The sequence below is a fragment of the Vibrio sp. B1ASS3 genome (assembly GCF_905175355.1).
GTDB lineage: Bacteria > Pseudomonadota > Gammaproteobacteria > Enterobacterales > Vibrionaceae > Vibrio > Vibrio owensii.
On sequence record NZ_HG992742.1, the window covers coordinates 393,215 to 408,525 of the forward strand.

11 protein-coding genes are annotated in these 15,311 nt (G+C 46.2%); 6 read left to right on the plus strand and 5 right to left on the minus strand.

Annotated elements, in window-relative coordinates; genetic code table 11:
• Window positions 1–119 precede the first annotated feature (119 nt).
• Window positions 120–1,256, minus strand: a complete 1,137-nt coding sequence (argE, locus tag KJB05_RS01865; protein WP_208446159.1) for an acetylornithine deacetylase — start codon at window positions 1,254–1,256, stop codon at window positions 120–122.
• A gap of 144 nt (window positions 1,257–1,400) precedes the next feature.
• On the opposite strand from argE, the gene argC reads away from it, so the two are divergent.
• The 4 genes from argC to argH all read left to right on the plus strand — a co-directional run bounded on the left by argC (window position 1,401) and on the right by argH (window position 6,648).
• Window positions 1,401–2,405, plus strand: a complete 1,005-nt coding sequence (gene argC / locus KJB05_RS01870) for an N-acetyl-gamma-glutamyl-phosphate reductase (protein WP_005438403.1) — start codon at window positions 1,401–1,403, stop codon at window positions 2,403–2,405.
• 21 nt (window positions 2,406–2,426) lie between these two features.
• Window positions 2,427–3,218: an acetylglutamate kinase gene (argB, locus tag KJB05_RS01875; RefSeq protein WP_039988002.1), complete on the plus strand. Its 792-nt coding sequence runs from the start codon at window positions 2,427–2,429 to the stop codon at window positions 3,216–3,218.
• 90 nt (window positions 3,219–3,308) lie between these two features.
• The gene (locus tag KJB05_RS01880) at window positions 3,309–4,523 is read left to right on the plus strand and encodes an argininosuccinate synthase (protein ID WP_009705512.1); all 1,215 of its coding nucleotides are present in this window, start codon (window positions 3,309–3,311) and stop codon (window positions 4,521–4,523) included.
• Between the two features lie 250 nt (window positions 4,524–4,773).
• Entirely contained in the window at window positions 4,774–6,648 is a 1,875-nt protein-coding gene (gene argH, locus KJB05_RS01885; RefSeq protein WP_208446160.1) for an argininosuccinate lyase, read from the plus strand.
• Window positions 6,649–6,802: 154 nt separating this feature from the next.
• On the opposite strand, the gene KJB05_RS01890 is transcribed toward argH, so the two are convergent.
• The 3 genes from KJB05_RS01890 to KJB05_RS01900 all read right to left on the minus strand — a co-directional run bounded on the left by KJB05_RS01890 (window position 6,803) and on the right by KJB05_RS01900 (window position 9,897).
• Window positions 6,803–7,084 carry a DUF3624 domain-containing protein gene (locus KJB05_RS01890; protein WP_208446161.1) on the minus strand — a complete coding sequence of 94 codons (282 nt, stop codon included), beginning with the start codon at window positions 7,082–7,084 and terminating at the stop codon, window positions 6,803–6,805.
• A 385-nt stretch (window positions 7,085–7,469) separates the two neighbouring features.
• The gene (locus KJB05_RS01895; protein WP_208446162.1) at window positions 7,470–8,942 is read right to left on the minus strand and encodes a dihydrolipoyl dehydrogenase; all 1,473 of its coding nucleotides are present in this window, start codon (window positions 8,940–8,942) and stop codon (window positions 7,470–7,472) included.
• A gap of 226 nt (window positions 8,943–9,168) precedes the next feature.
• A complete protein-coding gene (locus KJB05_RS01900; RefSeq protein WP_005438421.1) occupies window positions 9,169–9,897 on the minus strand; it encodes a redoxin family protein in 729 nt (242 codons plus the stop codon).
• A gap of 175 nt (window positions 9,898–10,072) precedes the next feature.
• Here KJB05_RS01900 and oxyR point away from each other — a divergent pair, with 175 nt between their 5' ends.
• Together oxyR and KJB05_RS01910 are read left to right on the plus strand one after the other, a co-directional pair.
• Window positions 10,073–10,981, plus strand: a complete 909-nt coding sequence (gene oxyR, locus KJB05_RS01905; protein WP_039842511.1) for a DNA-binding transcriptional regulator OxyR — start codon at window positions 10,073–10,075, stop codon at window positions 10,979–10,981.
• Between the two features lie 145 nt (window positions 10,982–11,126).
• On the plus strand, window positions 11,127–12,506 hold the full coding sequence (locus KJB05_RS01910; RefSeq protein WP_213053098.1) for an IS4 family transposase: 1,380 nt from the start codon (window positions 11,127–11,129) through the stop codon (window positions 12,504–12,506).
• Between the two features lie 56 nt (window positions 12,507–12,562).
• Here the strand turns inward: KJB05_RS01910 and KJB05_RS01915 are convergent, their stop codons facing one another.
• Window positions 12,563–15,133, minus strand: coding sequence for a PBP1A family penicillin-binding protein (locus tag KJB05_RS01915; protein WP_208445805.1), 2,571 nt, complete (start codon window positions 15,131–15,133; stop codon window positions 12,563–12,565).
• Window positions 15,134–15,311: the final 178 nt, after the last annotated feature.

Below are 15,311 nucleotides of genomic sequence, written 5' to 3' on the forward strand. Positions count from 1 at the left end.
TGAAAATTAATTACAAAATCGCTCACTAAAAGAAGGATATAGCGTGCTAGAAGATGAGTGGCGCAGATAACAAAATGCAGCCCAATCGAGCTGCATTGTCAGGAAAGTACAGAATGCGACTAACAACAATATTTCACCATCGCACGTGACAGCACATCGATAGTTGGGTCAATAAAGTCGAAAGAGAGGAATTCATCTGGTTGGTGGGCTTGGTCAATAGAGCCAGGACCAAGAACTAAGGTAGGGCACAACTGTTGAAGAAATGGTGCTTCAGTACAGTAGTTAACGGTTTCTGAACTGGTTTGGCAGATCTCTTCAACACCACCGATAAATGGGTGGTCGTGTTGACATTCGTAACCCGGAATTGGCTCGTGCAGGGGAATAATTTCTAATCGCCCTGGCCATTTCGCTTCGACTTCTTTCAAGGCTCCGCGTAGCATGTTCTCTAAACCATCAAGGCTAATACCAGGAAGAGGACGCACGTCATAATGCAGTTCACAGCAGCCGCAAATACGGTTTGCACTGTCACCGCCATGAATATGACCAAGGTTTAGGGTAGGGCTCGGAATGGCAAAACCCGGATGGTGGTACTCTTTCACTAGCTTGTCACGCAGTTGCATCATGGCAAACATGACCTCATGCATGATTTCAATGGCGTTGACACCAAGTGCTGGATCCGATGAGTGACCAGATTTACCCGTTACGCGAATAGCATTTGCCACATGTCCTTTGTGACCACGAATAGGCACTAGGCTCGTAGGTTCACCAATGATGCAGTAATCCGGTTTAAACGGCGCATTCTCAGTGAAATGGCGCGTACCCAGCATGGTAGTTTCTTCATCACAGGTCGCCAACACATACAGCGGCTTGGTTTGCTTACTCCAGTCGACTTTCTTTACCGCTTCATAAATAAACGCAAAAAAGCCTTTCATATCCGCGGTACCCAAACCATAAAAGCGGTTGTCTTTTTCGGTTAGCTTATGTGGATCAAAACTCCAGCGCCCTTCATCAAATGGCACGGTATCACTGTGGCCAGCGAGAAGTAAGCCGCCTTCACCGTCACCCATACGTGCGATCATATTGTGTTTGCCTGGTTCCACTTCGATCACTTCAACACTAAAGCCAAGATCTTTAAACCAAGATGCCAGCTTCTCGATCACTTTGGCATTGCCTTGATCCCAACTTGGATCGGTTGAGCTTATCGAAGAGGTACTGATCAGTCCTTCATAGACCTCTAGAAAACTTGGTAATTGCATGGATTCTTCAATTCTCCTGTTGACAGACAGAGCACAAAAATGTAAAACACATATTAAATCATATTTATTGAATAAAAAATCAAAATAAAGCAAAAATTAAATATGAATAATCACTTTGAGCCTTAAGTATATGGATGTTATGTAATGCTAAAAACCACGATTATCGGAGCCAGCGGCTACACCGGCGCAGAGTTGGCTTTAATGGTCAACAAACACCCTGAACTCAAGCTATCAGGTTTATACGTTTCCGCCAATAGCGTAGATGCAGGAAAGAATATTGCTCAATTGCACGGCAAGTTAGCGGGTGTGATTGATATGCCAGTTTCGCCACTGACTGACCCTGAGCAGGTTGCTCAAGCGTCAGATGTGGTCTTTCTGGCTACAGCACATGAAGTGAGCCACGACTTAGCTCCAATTTTCTTAGAGGCGGGCTGTCAGGTATTCGATTTATCCGGTGCATTCCGTGTGAAAAGCGAAGGCTTCTACAACACCTTCTATGGCTTCGAACATCAATATAACAACTGGCTAGATAAAGCAGCATACGGCTTAGCGGAGTGGAACCAAGAATCAATAAAAACCACTCCTTTGATTGCAGTGGCAGGTTGCTACCCGACCGCTTCACAGCTTGCAATCAAACCTTTATTAGAACACGCATTACTGGATACCAACCAATGGCCTGTGATTAACGCAACTAGCGGTGTATCAGGTGCAGGGCGTAAAGCATCCATGGTTAACAGCTTCTGCGAAGTGAGCTTGCAACCTTACGGTGTCTTTAACCATCGTCACCAACCAGAGATTGCTCAGCATTTGGGTTGCGATGTGATTTTTACTCCACACCTAGGCAACTTTAAGCGCGGCATTCTTGCCACTATCACGATGAAGTTGGCGCAAGGCGTGACGGAAGCACAGGTGGCGAAAGCGTTTGAACAAGCTTACCAAGGCAAGCCTGCGGTTCGTCTTAAAGGTGATGGTATTCCACGTATTCAGGATGTCGAAAATACCCCTTTCTGTGATATCGGCTGGAAGGTTCAAGGCGAACACATCATTGTGATTTCGGCGATCGACAACCTACTTAAAGGTGCATCGAGTCAAGCGATGCAATGTCTCAACATTCATTACGGTTACCCAGAACTGACAGCGTTGCTGTAGTCGTTGAAAGAGGGAAATGCGATGACGCAAACCAATCAAGCTCCTTTAGTCATTAAGCTCGGTGGTGCAGCTCTATCTTGCACTCAAACCTTAAGCCAACTGTTTGGCGCCATTGCGGCTTACCAAAAGTCGGCACAGCGACAAATCGCCATCGTTCATGGCGGTGGCTACCTAGTTGATGAGTTGATGGCAAAGCTTCAGCTTGAAACCGTAAAGAAAAACGGTCTTCGCGTGACGCCTTATGAGCAGATTCCTGTGATTGCAGGCGCGCTTGCAGGCACAGCAAACAAATTGCTTCAAGGTCAAGCGATTGCGGATGGTCTAAACGCTGTAGGTCTTAGTCTCGCCGATGGTGGGTTATGTCATGTTGAAGAGCTGGACCCAGAGCTAGGCGCAGTAGGTAAAGCATCACCGGGTGATTCAACCCTATTACAAGCGGTGCTAAATGCAGGCGCATTGCCGATCATCAGCTCAATTGGTCTGACTGAAAAAGGTCAGATGATGAATGTGAATGCTGACCAAGCCGCTGTTGCCGTGGCCGGTGCGTTAGATGCGGAGTTAGTGCTTCTGTCTGATGTGAGCGGCGTTCTCGATGGCAAAGGGCATTTGATCAAAACGCTATCTGAGCAAGAAGCCGATGCATTGATCCAAGGGCAAGTGATCACCGACGGCATGATCGTCAAAGTTAAAGCCGCTTTGGAGGCCGCCAATGATCTTGGTCGTCCTATCGAAGTCGCGACATGGCGTTACCCAGAGAAACTGAACCAGCTATTCGCGGGTGACAGTATTGGAACGCAGTTTCTGCCGCAATAAAGCAGAAGCAAAACAGTTAAAGAATTGAACATTAGGAAGTGGTTGGCACTGACCGCCGAGAGCAGCGCCAGTTAAGTTTGGAGAAAAAACATGAGCAAAGTGAACGTAAATAAAGTGGTAGTCGCATACTCAGGCGGTCTAGATACTTCAGTAATCATCCCGTGGCTAAAAGAGAATTACGACTGTGAGGTGGTGGCTTTCGTTGCCGATGTTGGTCAAGGTGCCGAAGAATTAGAAGGAATTGAAGCGAAAGCAAAAGCTTCAGGTGCTTCTGAGTGCTATATCGCTGACCTGAAAGAAGAAATGGTTGCAGACTACATTTACCCGACACTAAAAACGGGTGCTTACTACGAAGGTAAATACCTACTAGGTACATCAATGGCGCGTCCAATCATTGCCAAAGCGCAGGTTGAAGTTGCACGTAAAGTGGGTGCAGACGCTCTGTGTCATGGTTGTACAGGTAAAGGTAACGACCAAGTACGTTTTGAAGGTGCATTTGCAGCGCTAGCACCAGATCTGCATGTTATTGCGCCTTGGCGTGAGTGGGATCTAGTGAGCCGTGAAGAATGTTTGGATTACCTAGCAGAGCGCAATATCCCTTGTACGGCTTCTCTTACTAAGATTTACTCGCGTGATGCGAACGCATGGCACATTTCTACTGAAGGTGGCGTTCTAGAAGATACATGGAATGCGCCAAATGAAGATTGCTGGGCTTGGACGGTAGATCCAGAGCAAGCACCGAATGAAGCTGAAACCGTGACACTGAAAGTAGCGAAAGGTGAAGTTGTTGAGGTAGACGGTGAAGCGATGACCCCATACAACGCGTTGGTTTACCTAAACGAAAAAGGTGCGAAGCACGGCGTTGGTCGTATCGATATTGTCGAAAACCGTCTAGTGGGTATGAAGTCTCGTGGTTGCTATGAAACTCCGGGGGGCACCATCATGATGGAAGCGCTGCGTGCTGTAGAGCAACTGGTGCTGGACAAAGCATCATTTGAATTCCGCGAGGAGCTTGGCCTGAAAGCATCTCATCTTGTGTACGATGGTCGTTGGTTCACGCCGCTATGTAAGTCAATCCTTGCGGCTTCTGAAGAGCTTGCGCAAGACGTGAATGGTGAAGTGGTTGTGAAGCTTTACAAAGGCCACGCAACGGTCACGCAAAAACGTTCGGATAACAGTTTGTACTCTGAAGAGTTTGCTACTTTTGGTGAAGATGAAGTTTATGACCAAAGCCATGCTGAAGGCTTTATCCGTCTCTACTCGCTATCAAGCCGTATTCGTGCGCTGAACAGCCAGAAAAAATAAGCTAATTTAAAACCTTATAAGATAAGAGACCTGCCACTATTGGCAGGTCTTTTTCGTTTTTGCTGACCTCATTGGCATAAAGATAAAATAACCATGAATAAATATGTAAAAATATTGAATTTCTACTTTATTTTTATCCGTGATTATCGTAACGTTGAGACATAAGAAAAAGTGAGCAAATGACCACCGATTTGGTCAACACTTAATGAAGAACACGTTAGCGTAAGCAATAGTCATCAGGAGAAACGCAATGGCATTATGGGGCGGAAGATTTACCCAAGCGGCAGACACCAGATTTAAAGACTTCAACGATTCATTGCGTTTCGATTACCGATTGGCTGAGCAAGACATCGTAGGCTCAATTGCGTGGTCTAAAGCATTGCTTTCTGTTGACGTGTTATCTGCAGAAGAACAACAAAAGCTTGAGCTGGCACTGAATGAGCTCAAACTGGAAGTGATGGAAGACCCACATCAAATCTTGCGCTCAGACGCGGAAGATATCCACTCTTGGGTCGAGCAACAACTGATCAACAAGGTCGGTGACCTAGGTAAAAAGCTACACACGGGCCGTTCTCGTAATGACCAAGTGGCAACCGACCTTAAACTTTGGTGTCGCCAGCAAGGTCAGCAATTGTTAATTGCGCTTGATCGCTTACAAACTCAGATGGTTGGCGTTGCTAAGCAACATCAAGGTACCGTTCTTCCTGGTTACACTCACTTGCAACGTGCTCAACCTGTGACGTTTGCGCACTGGTGTTTGGCTTATGTTGAAATGTTTGAGCGTGATTACTCACGTTTGAGCGATGCACTTAAGCGTTTGGATACTTGTCCGCTTGGATCGGGTGCGCTTGCTGGTACCGCTTATCCAATCGATCGTGAAGAGTTGGCTCATAACCTTGGTTTCCATCGTGCAACACGTAACTCGTTGGACTCTGTGTCTGACCGTGACCACGTGATGGAGTTGATGTCTGTGGCGTCTATCTCGATGTTGCACATGTCTCGTTTGGCAGAAGACATGATCTTCTACAACTCGGGTGAATCTAACTTTATTGAATTAGCCGATACTGTGACGTCAGGTTCTTCTCTGATGCCACAGAAGAAAAACCCAGATGCCCTAGAGCTTATTCGTGGTAAGACAGGTCGTGTATATGGTGCACTTGCTGGCATGATGATGACAGTGAAAGCGCTGCCACTGGCTTACAACAAAGACATGCAGGAAGACAAAGAAGGCCTGTTCGATGCACTTGATACATGGAACGACTGCATGGAAATGGCAGCACTGTGTTTTGATGGCATCAAGGTTAATGGTGAGCGTACGTTAGAAGCCGCGAAGCAAGGTTACGCAAACTCGACTGAGCTTGCTGATTACCTAGTAGCGAAAGGTATCCCATTCCGTGAAGCGCACCATATCGTTGGCGTTGCCGTCGTTGGTGCGATTGCCAAAGGATGTGCACTAGAAGAGCTGTCGATTGATGAGCTGAAAGCTTTCTCTGAAGTGATTGAAGCGGATGTGTATGACATCTTAACCATCGACTCGTGTCTTGAGAAACGTTGTGCACTAGGTGGTGTGTCGCCGCAACAAGTGGCTTACGCTGTTGACCAAGCAGACAAGCGTCTGTCTCAACGCGATACATCAGCAGTCAACGTTCGCCCTGCTCGCTTAACGGACATCGAAACGTTAGAAGGCATGGTGGCATACTGGGCAAACATGGGTGAAAACTTACCACGCTCACGCAATGAGTTGGTACGTGATATTGGCTCCTTCGCGGTTGCCGAGCACCACGGAGAAGTAACCGGATGTGCATCTTTGTATGTCTATGACTCAGGGCTAGCAGAGATTCGCTCTCTCGGTATTGAAGCTGGTTGGCAAGGCCAAGGGCAGGGCAGTGCGATTGTGAACTATCTGGTTGAGAAAGCGCGCCAAATGGCCATCAAGAAAGTCTTTGTGCTGACACGTACGCCAGAATTCTTTATGAAGCAAAGCTTCTTGCCAACGTCGAAGTCGTTGTTGCCTGAGAAAGTCCTGAAAGATTGCGATCAGTGTCCGCGTCAGCATGCGTGTGATGAAGTTGCACTAGAGATCAACTTGTTCGAACAATTGATCCAGAAAAGTAACGTAGCCTAGGTTGATGATTCTATTAGTATTTAAGAAAACACTAAAAAAATTGGAAAAAAACTTGGAACCTTTGAGAGGAAGCCCGGTCTATTAAAGTACCACTGCTTTTTCTTAGAAGAATCTAAGAGAGCCCCAAGACCGGTATTGGTTTTGGGGCTTTTTTCTATCTGTCATCTGAGTGATGATCATCCTTACTTTGTTTGTTGCGACGGCGTTGCAACGGCAAAACCACAAAACGCATCCATAGGTGCAAAAACAGTAAGCCGTTAAATGCAAATCCGGCAAAGATCAGTGCGATCGATTCAATACTTTGCGGATCATCTTTAAACGCAAACCACCACACGATCCAACACAAAACAGAAAGTACCGTCAGTTGATCCATGCATCGTTGGCAACGTCCGATCTTTTTCCAAAACCAGTGCTCTTGGCAACTTCGACAAGCCATTGTTCTATCCACACTATCTATTTGTCCCTGATTATAACGGCTAGCTCATGTTTGAGTTTCTCTTTGTCAGGAGTCTATGTCGTGTCTATCGAACCAAAAATGGAAAATTAACTTGGTTAAAAATGTGTAGCACGTAATTGGTGTATGGTGCGCTGTCAGCCTGACAATAGGAAAAATTATAATGTCGACAGAACTTAAAGTAGCACTAGGCCTTGCTGGTGGTTTCTTCACAATTGGTTTTACTGCCATTGTGCTTGTTAGCCGTTACGCAATGATGACTGCTTAAACAACCACTTTGCTCAGTTTTGAACTGATAGAGTTGGAATGAGAAAGCCTCGTCTATGACGAGGCTTTTGTTTTTTGTGAGGGCTAAAGATAGTGAGTATTAGCAACCAGGCCCGCAATCTAGGCAGTGTTTAATCGTCTCTGGACCTAAGTGAAGTTTCGCATTCAGGTCACGTAGCGCAGTGCGAACGCCTTCTTCAATCACAGGGTGATAAAACGGCATATCCAACATTTCAGAAACTGTCATTTTATTTTGATGCGCCCAAGCAAGCAGGTGGGCTAAGTGCTCGGCGTTTGGCCCCATCATTTCTGCACCCAAGAAACGACCAGTACCTTGTTCACCGTAGACATGCAGAATGCCTTTGTTTCGAAGCATCACGCGTGAACGCCCTTGATTTTCAAACGATACTTGACCGGTTGCAAAACAGCCGCAAGTACCTAGACGAGCTTCCAACTGCTTAAAGGTTTCGCCTACCATTGCTATCTGCGGGTCTGAGAACACAGTAGAGATTGGTGAGCGACGTAGACCCGCTCGAATATCTGGGAAGCGGCCTGCGTTATCACCAGCAATACGACCTTGGTCTGCCGCTTCGTGCAGCAATGGAATTTGGTTACTTGCATCACCTGCGATGAAGATGCTCTCTACCGAAGTTTGCAATGTATAGTGATCCGCCGTTGGTACGCCGCGCTCATCTAATGCCACATTGGTGTTTTCAATCGCGAGCTTATCCACATTTGGACGGCGACCTGTTGCTGCTAATACGTAATCGACAATAAAGGTTTCTAGTTCACCATCGTGGTTGATGAATTGGATTTCTACCTTATCTTCGCCGTCATTTTCTGGCGAAGTAATGCGCTTCATGCTTTCAACTTTTACATCGGCATCAAGGTAAAACTCTTCTTTGAAGGCTTTATCGGCGTACGCCATCACTTCAGGATCGGTCAATGGCCCTACTTGACCACCAAGACCAAATAGCTTCACATTTACACCTAAACGGTGTAACGCTTGACCCAATTCAAGACCAATCACACCAGGGCCAAATACGGCAACAGATTCTGGCAAGTCATCCCAATCGAACACATCATCGTTAATCACTAAGCGGTCGCCGAGTTCATTCCATACCGCTGGGTAAGCAGGACGAGAACCTGTTGCGATCACAATACGCTTAGCTGTGATTTGAGTGTGGTCATCAACGATTAATGTGTTGTCGTTGGTAAACTTAGCGTAACCCGACACTTTATCTTCAGCAGGAATTTCATCGACGCCTTCCAATACAAAGCCTACAAAGCGGTCACGTTCACGCTTTACTCGATCCATTACTTCACGACCGTTAATGTAAATCTCGCCTTGTGGGTGTACCCCAAAGCCCGGTGCTTTCTCGATTTGATGTACGCTTTCTGCTGCGGCGATTAATAGCTTCGATGGCATGCATCCGACACGAGCACATGTCGTGCCGTAAGGGCCACCTTCAATCATCACAACACTGTCTGTGTGTGCTTTTGCTGCGCGGTATGCGCCAAGACCTGCTGTACCACCACCAATAATTGCTACGTCGACATTTAACTGTTTCATAATGGATTCTCGTTTTTCCCAAACGCAGTTGAAGTAACTAAGTTTGGATGAGTGAATTTGAGTTCATTAATCTTGATAACTGGTCGAACGGTGAAGACGACCAGTTATCAAGACTAAGCATAGGAAGTGATTGAGGGGATGGTCTCCCGGGCGAGGGATGCTCCGGGAGACCTAGGGCTGAGTTCTGGACAGCGAGATTGCCAACCCAAGCCCATTAGGCAAACTATTAACCTAGGTACGCTTCTAGCTCTTCGCTACCGCCGATGTGTTTACCACCGATAAATACTTGAGGTACCGTTGTGCGACCAGAGATTGCACGTAGACTTACTGTTGTTGCGTCTTTACCCAGAATCACTTCTTCATATTGAAGACCGTGGTCAATCAGATTTTGTTTCGCCTTCATGCAGAAAGGACAACCTGGTTTGGTGAACACAGTGATCGATTCTTGAGTTTTGTACTCAGGTGCTACGTAGTTCATCATTGTGTCTGCATCTGAAACTTTGAACGGGTCGCCTGGTTCATTTGGTTCGATGAACATTTTCTCAACCACGCCGTTTTTCACTAGCATGCTGTAACGCCATGAACGCTTGCCAAAGCCGATGTCGTTTTTGTCTACAAGCATACCCATTCCGTCTGTGAACTCACCGTTACCATCTGGGATGAAGGTTATGTTTTCTGCTTCTTGGTCAGCTTTCCATGCGTTCATTACAAACGTATCGTTAACTGATACACATAGAATTTCATCCACACCGTGTTCTTTAAATACTGAGAACAATTCGTTGTAACGCGGTAGGTGGCTTGATGAACACGTCGGAGTAAACGCACCTGGTAAGCTGAATACGATAACCGTTCTGTCTTTAAACAGTTCTTCCGTGGTTACGTTCACCCATGCGTCACCTTTACGAGTCGGAAAAGTAACTTGTGGTACAGCTTGACCTTCTTTTGATGCAAACATGATGATTTCCTTTTTAAATTTATGAAATAATTCGTTATCGAGCTTAGCGTTATTTGGCGCTCAGTTTCGTTTTGTTGAGCTCATTATTGAAAAAAAACTTTGATAGCTCTAATCGTTTAATGCTATGGTTTTGATAGATTATTTCTATCGCCAAACAAGAAGCGAATCGTACGTTATGAATATCCGAGATTTTGAGTACTTGGTGGCGCTTGCGGAGCACAAGCATTTTCGAAAAGCAGCGGAAGCCTGTTTTGTCAGCCAACCGACTTTAAGTGGCCAAATTCGTAAACTAGAAGACGAATTAGGTACGGCATTGCTGGAGCGCAGCAGTCGTCGTGTTTTGTTTACCGATTCAGGTTTGCAATTGGTGGAGCAAGCAAAACGTATCTTAAGTGAAGTGAAAACCTTTAAAGATATGGCAAGTGGTCAAAGTGGTGCTATGACTGGCCCGATGCACATCGGCTTTATTCCGACTGTTGGTCCTTATCTCTTACCTAAAATCGTTCCTCGACTAAAAGAAGAGTTTCCTGAATTGGAACTGTTTTTACATGAGGCGCAGACCCATCAGTTGGTTCGTCAGCTAGAAGAGGGCAAACTGGATTGCCTAGTATTAGCTTCAGTGGATGAGACGGCTCCATTTAAAGAGATTGAAGTCTACAACGAACCATTGAGTGTGGCGGTTCCTTGCGACCATGAATGGGCAGGGTTGGATCATATCGATATGCTCGATTTGAACGGTAGAACAGTATTAGCTCTGGGTGATGGCCACTGCTTACGAGACCAAGCACTTGGATTCTGTTTTGCGGCAGGAGCGAAAGATGATGAACGTTTTAAAGCAACGAGCTTAGAAACGCTGCGCAACATGGTGGCAGCGGGCGCGGGTATTACTTTGTTACCTCAGTTGTCCGTACCTCATGAGAAGAAAAAAGACGGCGTGTGTTACGTTCCTGCAATTAACCCAACGCCTTCTCGCAGTATCGTACTGGTTTATCGTCCGGGGTCACCATTACGTACCCGCTTTGAAACATTGGCCGCAATGATCAAAGGTGTGCTTGAGTCTAGAGAAGACTCTATCGCTGCTTGATAACCTAAAAGCCAAATAAACAAAAGGGAGCTCAATGGCCTGTCTCTTATACACAAATCCCCAAGCTTATAGCTTGGGGATTTTTTTTGAACTCTTTAACGTGTGTGCGCTCTGATCACTTAAGAATCCTTACTGAAACACTAAGATGACACACTCAGACGCTAAACTTTGGGCACAAGAACAATTTGGACAAGCACAACTTAAAGACCCTCGAAGAACACAACGCCTCATCAGTTTAGCGACTTCCATTGCTAATCAACCAGGAGTCTCCGTGGCTAAACTTCCTTTTTCTCCCGCCGATATGGAAGGGGCATATCGCTTTATCCGCAATGAAAACATCGATGCAAAAGACATCGCTGAAGCAGGTTTTCAATCAACGGTATCTCGAGCTAACGAGCATGAGGAATTACTCGCGCTTGAAGATACAACAACGCTCTGTTTTCCTCATCGAAGTATAAAAGATGAACTCGGGCACACGAATCAAGGCGACAGAATTCGAGCTCTCCATGTACATTCGACGTTACTTTTTGCACCACAAAGTCAGACCATTGTTGGTCTTATAGAGCAACAACGATGGAGCCGAGATATTACTAAGCGTGGGCAAAAGCACCAACACGCGACTCGTCCTTACGAGGAGAAAGAGAGTTACAAATGGGAGCAAGCTTCTCGCCGTGTCGTTGAGCGCCTAGGGGATAAGATGTTAGATGTTATCTCGGTCTGTGACCGAGAAGCTGACCTATTCGAATACTTAACTTATAAACGTCAACATCAGCAGCGTTTTGTCGTTCGTTCAATGCAAAGCCGCTGTCTAGAAGAGCACGCTCAAAAGCTTTACGACTATGCGCAAGCGTTACCAAGCGTCCAGACAAAAGAGCTTACCATCCCCCAAAAAGGAGGAAGAAAAGCGAGAGATGTAAATCTTGATGTTAAATATGGTCAGGTGACATTAAAGGCTCCAGCAAACAAAAAGGAGCACGCAGGCATACCTGTTTATTATGTTGGTTGCCTTGAGCAAGGGACATCAAAAGACAAGTTAGCATGGCACCTCTTGACGTCGGAGCCAGTAAACAACGCTGAAGACGCCATGAGAATTATCGGTTATTACGAGCGTCGATGGCTGATTGAAGACTTCCATAAAGTCTGGAAAAGTGAAGGTACGGATGTGGAGTCACTAAGACTCCAAAGTAAAGGTAACTTAGAGAGGTTAAGTGTCATCTATGCCTTTGTTGCGACACGTTTATTGGCGTTACGCTTCATTAAAGAGGTTGATGAGCTATCAACAGAAAGTTGTGAAAAGGTCTTGGGCAAAAAAGCTTGGAAGCTGCTGTGGTTGAAACTAGAAAGTAAGACGTTACCTAAAGAAACGCCGGATATGGGCTGGGCGTACAAGAGTCTCGCTAAATTAGGCGGTTGGAAAGATACCAAGAGGACGGGCAGAGCTTCAATAAAGGCACTTTGGGAAGGATGGTTTAAACTACAAACCATCCTTGAAGGCTACGAACTCGCAATGTCTCTTGATCACTAGACTTGTGATCAAGAGACAGGCTCAATGGCTCCCTTTTTAGTCTCTCAATGATGAGGTTAGAACAGCTCTTCTGAACCGCTGCCACCGCCTGAGTAGATGCTATCTTCAAGGCTGTTACCTACGTATTCCGTAGGCTCAGTTCCCTTCTCGAAGTATTCAAACATCGATGAACCATCGACTTTGTGTGTCAGTAGGCCGCTATCACGGTCGATACGAACACGTACGATATCACCTGGAATGTTCTTGCCTTGTTGTGGAGTACCTTCAAGAGCAACGCGCATGAAGTCAATCCACGCAGGCTCAGCCGTTTTAGCACCAGATTCAGCGCCAGAGATCTGGCCTTTACCTAGGTTGCTGTTCACTGTTGTGCGACCAAGCGTACGAGAGTGATCATCGAAGCCAACCCATGCAATCGCAACGATGCCAGGGCCGTAACCGTTGTACCAAGTATCTTTCGAATCGTTGGTTGTACCGGTTTTACCACCAATGTCACGACGCTCAAGCTTTTGTGCACGCCAGCCAGTACCATTCCAACCTGTACCATCACGCCAGCTACCACCACCCCAGATGTTGCTGTACATCATTTCACGCATCAGGAATGCGTTTTGCGCTGAGATAACTTGCTTCGCGTATTGCGGTGTGTCGTTTTCAAGTGCGTTGTCTGGAGCAATGTTCTCTGTCGCGACGTCTTGCTCGCCAAATTCAGCAGCAAACTTATCTTCTGCAGGAACGTGTGTTTCCATTTGAGGACAATCTTGTTGGCAGATGACTTTCGGGTTTGCCTTAAACAACACTTCACCGAACGAGTCTTCAACATGGTCAATGTAGAACGGTTCTACATAGTAACCGCCGTTGGCAAACACCGAGTAGCCTTGCGCCACTTTCATTGGCGTTAAGCTACCAGCACCAAGCGCGATAGTTTCTGAGCGTGGCACTTGGTCAATATCAAAGCCAAAGCGAGTTAGGTATTCACGGGTTTCGTCTAAGCCAACTTCACGTAGCGTACGAACCGCCATAACGTTCTTAGATTGTGCAAGACCGATACGTAGGCGGGTAGGGCCGATGTAAGTCGGTGGCGAGTTCTTCGGACGCCATGCTGAACCAGAACCAGCATCCCACTTGTTGATTGGCGCATCGTTAACAAGTGAAGCGAGCGTTAAACCTTTGTTTAGTGCTGCAGAGTAGATGAAAGGTTTGATACTTGAACCTACTTGACGCACAGACATGGTCGCACGGTTAAACTTGCTGTGAACAAAGTTGAAACCACCAACCAGAGAAAGTACTGCACCGTTTTCTGGGTTCATTGCCACAAATGCAGTGTTGGCACTTGGTACTTGGCTTAGCTTCCAGCTGTTAACGGTGTTGCCTTCTTTATCGGTTGTGCTGATTTCACGAACCCATACTTGTTGGCCTGATTCTAAAATCTGTTTTGCTGACTTAGGCACCGCACCTTGACGTTCATCCGTTAGGTATTTACGAGCCCAGTTCATGCCTGCCCAAGCGATGGTTTGCTCATCGTTGTTCTTCACCCAAACTTGCGCAGTTTTATCGTCAACTTTAGTCACGACTGCTGGGTAAAGTTGGCCGTAAGTTGGCTGCTTCTTAAGGTGTTTTTCAATTTGCTCGGTATCCCAAGCGCTTTCACCTTCTTTCCAAAGTACTTTTTCTGCACCTCGGTAACCGTGACGTTCATCGTAAGCAAGGATGTTATTGATCGCTGCTTTGTTTGCTGCGTCTTGCAGCTTTGAATCTACCGTCATATAGATGTTCAAGCCAGAGGTGTATGCTTTTTCTGTGCCGTACTCTTTCACTGCCCATGAACGTGCTAGCTCAGCCACGTATGGCGCAGAAAGCTCGATTTCAGCACTGTGGTAACGAGCGACAATAGGTTCAGCACGCGCTTCATCATATTGCTCTTGAGTGATGTATTTCTCATCGAGCATACGCATCAGAACGACGTTACGACGGTTCGTTGCACGCTCTAGCGAATAGAGTGGGTTCATGGTTGATGGTGCTTTTGGCATACCAGCAAGCGTTGCGATTTCACTTAGCGTCAGTTCGTTCAGGCTCTTACCAAAGTAAACCTGAGCGGCCGCACCGAAACCATATGAGCGGTAACCAAGGAAGATCTTGTTAACGTAAAGCTCCATGATCTCTTGCTTAGTCAAAAGCTGCTCAATGTGGATCGCAATAAAGATCTCTTTGATTTTACGCATGATCTTCTTCTCATTGGAGAGGAAGAAGTTACGTGCTAGCTGCTGAGTGATGGTACTCGCACCTTGCTTAGCTGAGCCGGATAGAGCCACGACGACAGCGGCACGAGTAATACCGATTGGGTCGATACCAGGGTGCTCGTAAAAGCGGCTATCTTCGGTCGCAATCAGCGCGTGAATCAAATCTTGTGGAATTTCGTCGTAGGTAACAGGAATTCGGCGTTTCTCACCAAACTGTGCGATCAGTTTCCCGTCTTGACTAAATACCTGCATAGGTGTTTGTAATTCAACATCTTTTAGAGTTGCAACATCTGGCAATTCAGGCTTCACGTATTGATAGAAGCCAAAAATTGTGGTGACTCCAAGAATTATGCAAATCAATGTTAAAAATAATAAACGCTTTATGAACTTCACCGGAGAATCCCTGATTGGTTGAGGCTGTGTAACGGCAAACCCTTGTACTCTTAGGTCAAAAATTTAGCACATAAGAGATATTAACTCTTATTTGGATGCTAATAACAACCTTTGCACGAAGAAAATTCTCTGGGTGCTATTTACAACCACACGCAGGAATTTCGGAGCGAGAGTAGAG

Excerpts from the sequence above, each read along its gene's own strand:
- argE (WP_208446159.1), bottom strand. The coding sequence starts at position 1,256 with ATGCAATTACCAAGTTTTCTAGAGGTCTATGAAGGACTGATCAGTACC.
- argC (WP_005438403.1), top strand. The coding sequence starts at position 1,401 with ATGCTAAAAACCACGATTATCGGAGCCAGCGGCTACACCGGCGCAGAG.
- argB (WP_039988002.1), top strand. The coding sequence starts at position 2,427 with ATGACGCAAACCAATCAAGCTCCTTTAGTCATTAAGCTCGGTGGTGCA.
- KJB05_RS01880 (WP_009705512.1), top strand. The coding sequence starts at position 3,309 with ATGAGCAAAGTGAACGTAAATAAAGTGGTAGTCGCATACTCAGGCGGT.
- argH (WP_208446160.1), top strand. The coding sequence starts at position 4,774 with ATGGCATTATGGGGCGGAAGATTTACCCAAGCGGCAGACACCAGATTT.
- KJB05_RS01890 (WP_208446161.1), bottom strand. The coding sequence starts at position 7,084 with ATGGCTTGTCGAAGTTGCCAAGAGCACTGGTTTTGGAAAAAGATCGGA.
- KJB05_RS01895 (WP_208446162.1), bottom strand. The coding sequence starts at position 8,942 with ATGAAACAGTTAAATGTCGACGTAGCAATTATTGGTGGTGGTACAGCA.
- KJB05_RS01900 (WP_005438421.1), bottom strand. The coding sequence starts at position 9,897 with ATGTTTGCATCAAAAGAAGGTCAAGCTGTACCACAAGTTACTTTTCCG.
- oxyR (WP_039842511.1), top strand. The coding sequence starts at position 10,073 with ATGAATATCCGAGATTTTGAGTACTTGGTGGCGCTTGCGGAGCACAAG.
- KJB05_RS01910 (WP_213053098.1), top strand. The coding sequence starts at position 11,127 with ATGACACACTCAGACGCTAAACTTTGGGCACAAGAACAATTTGGACAA.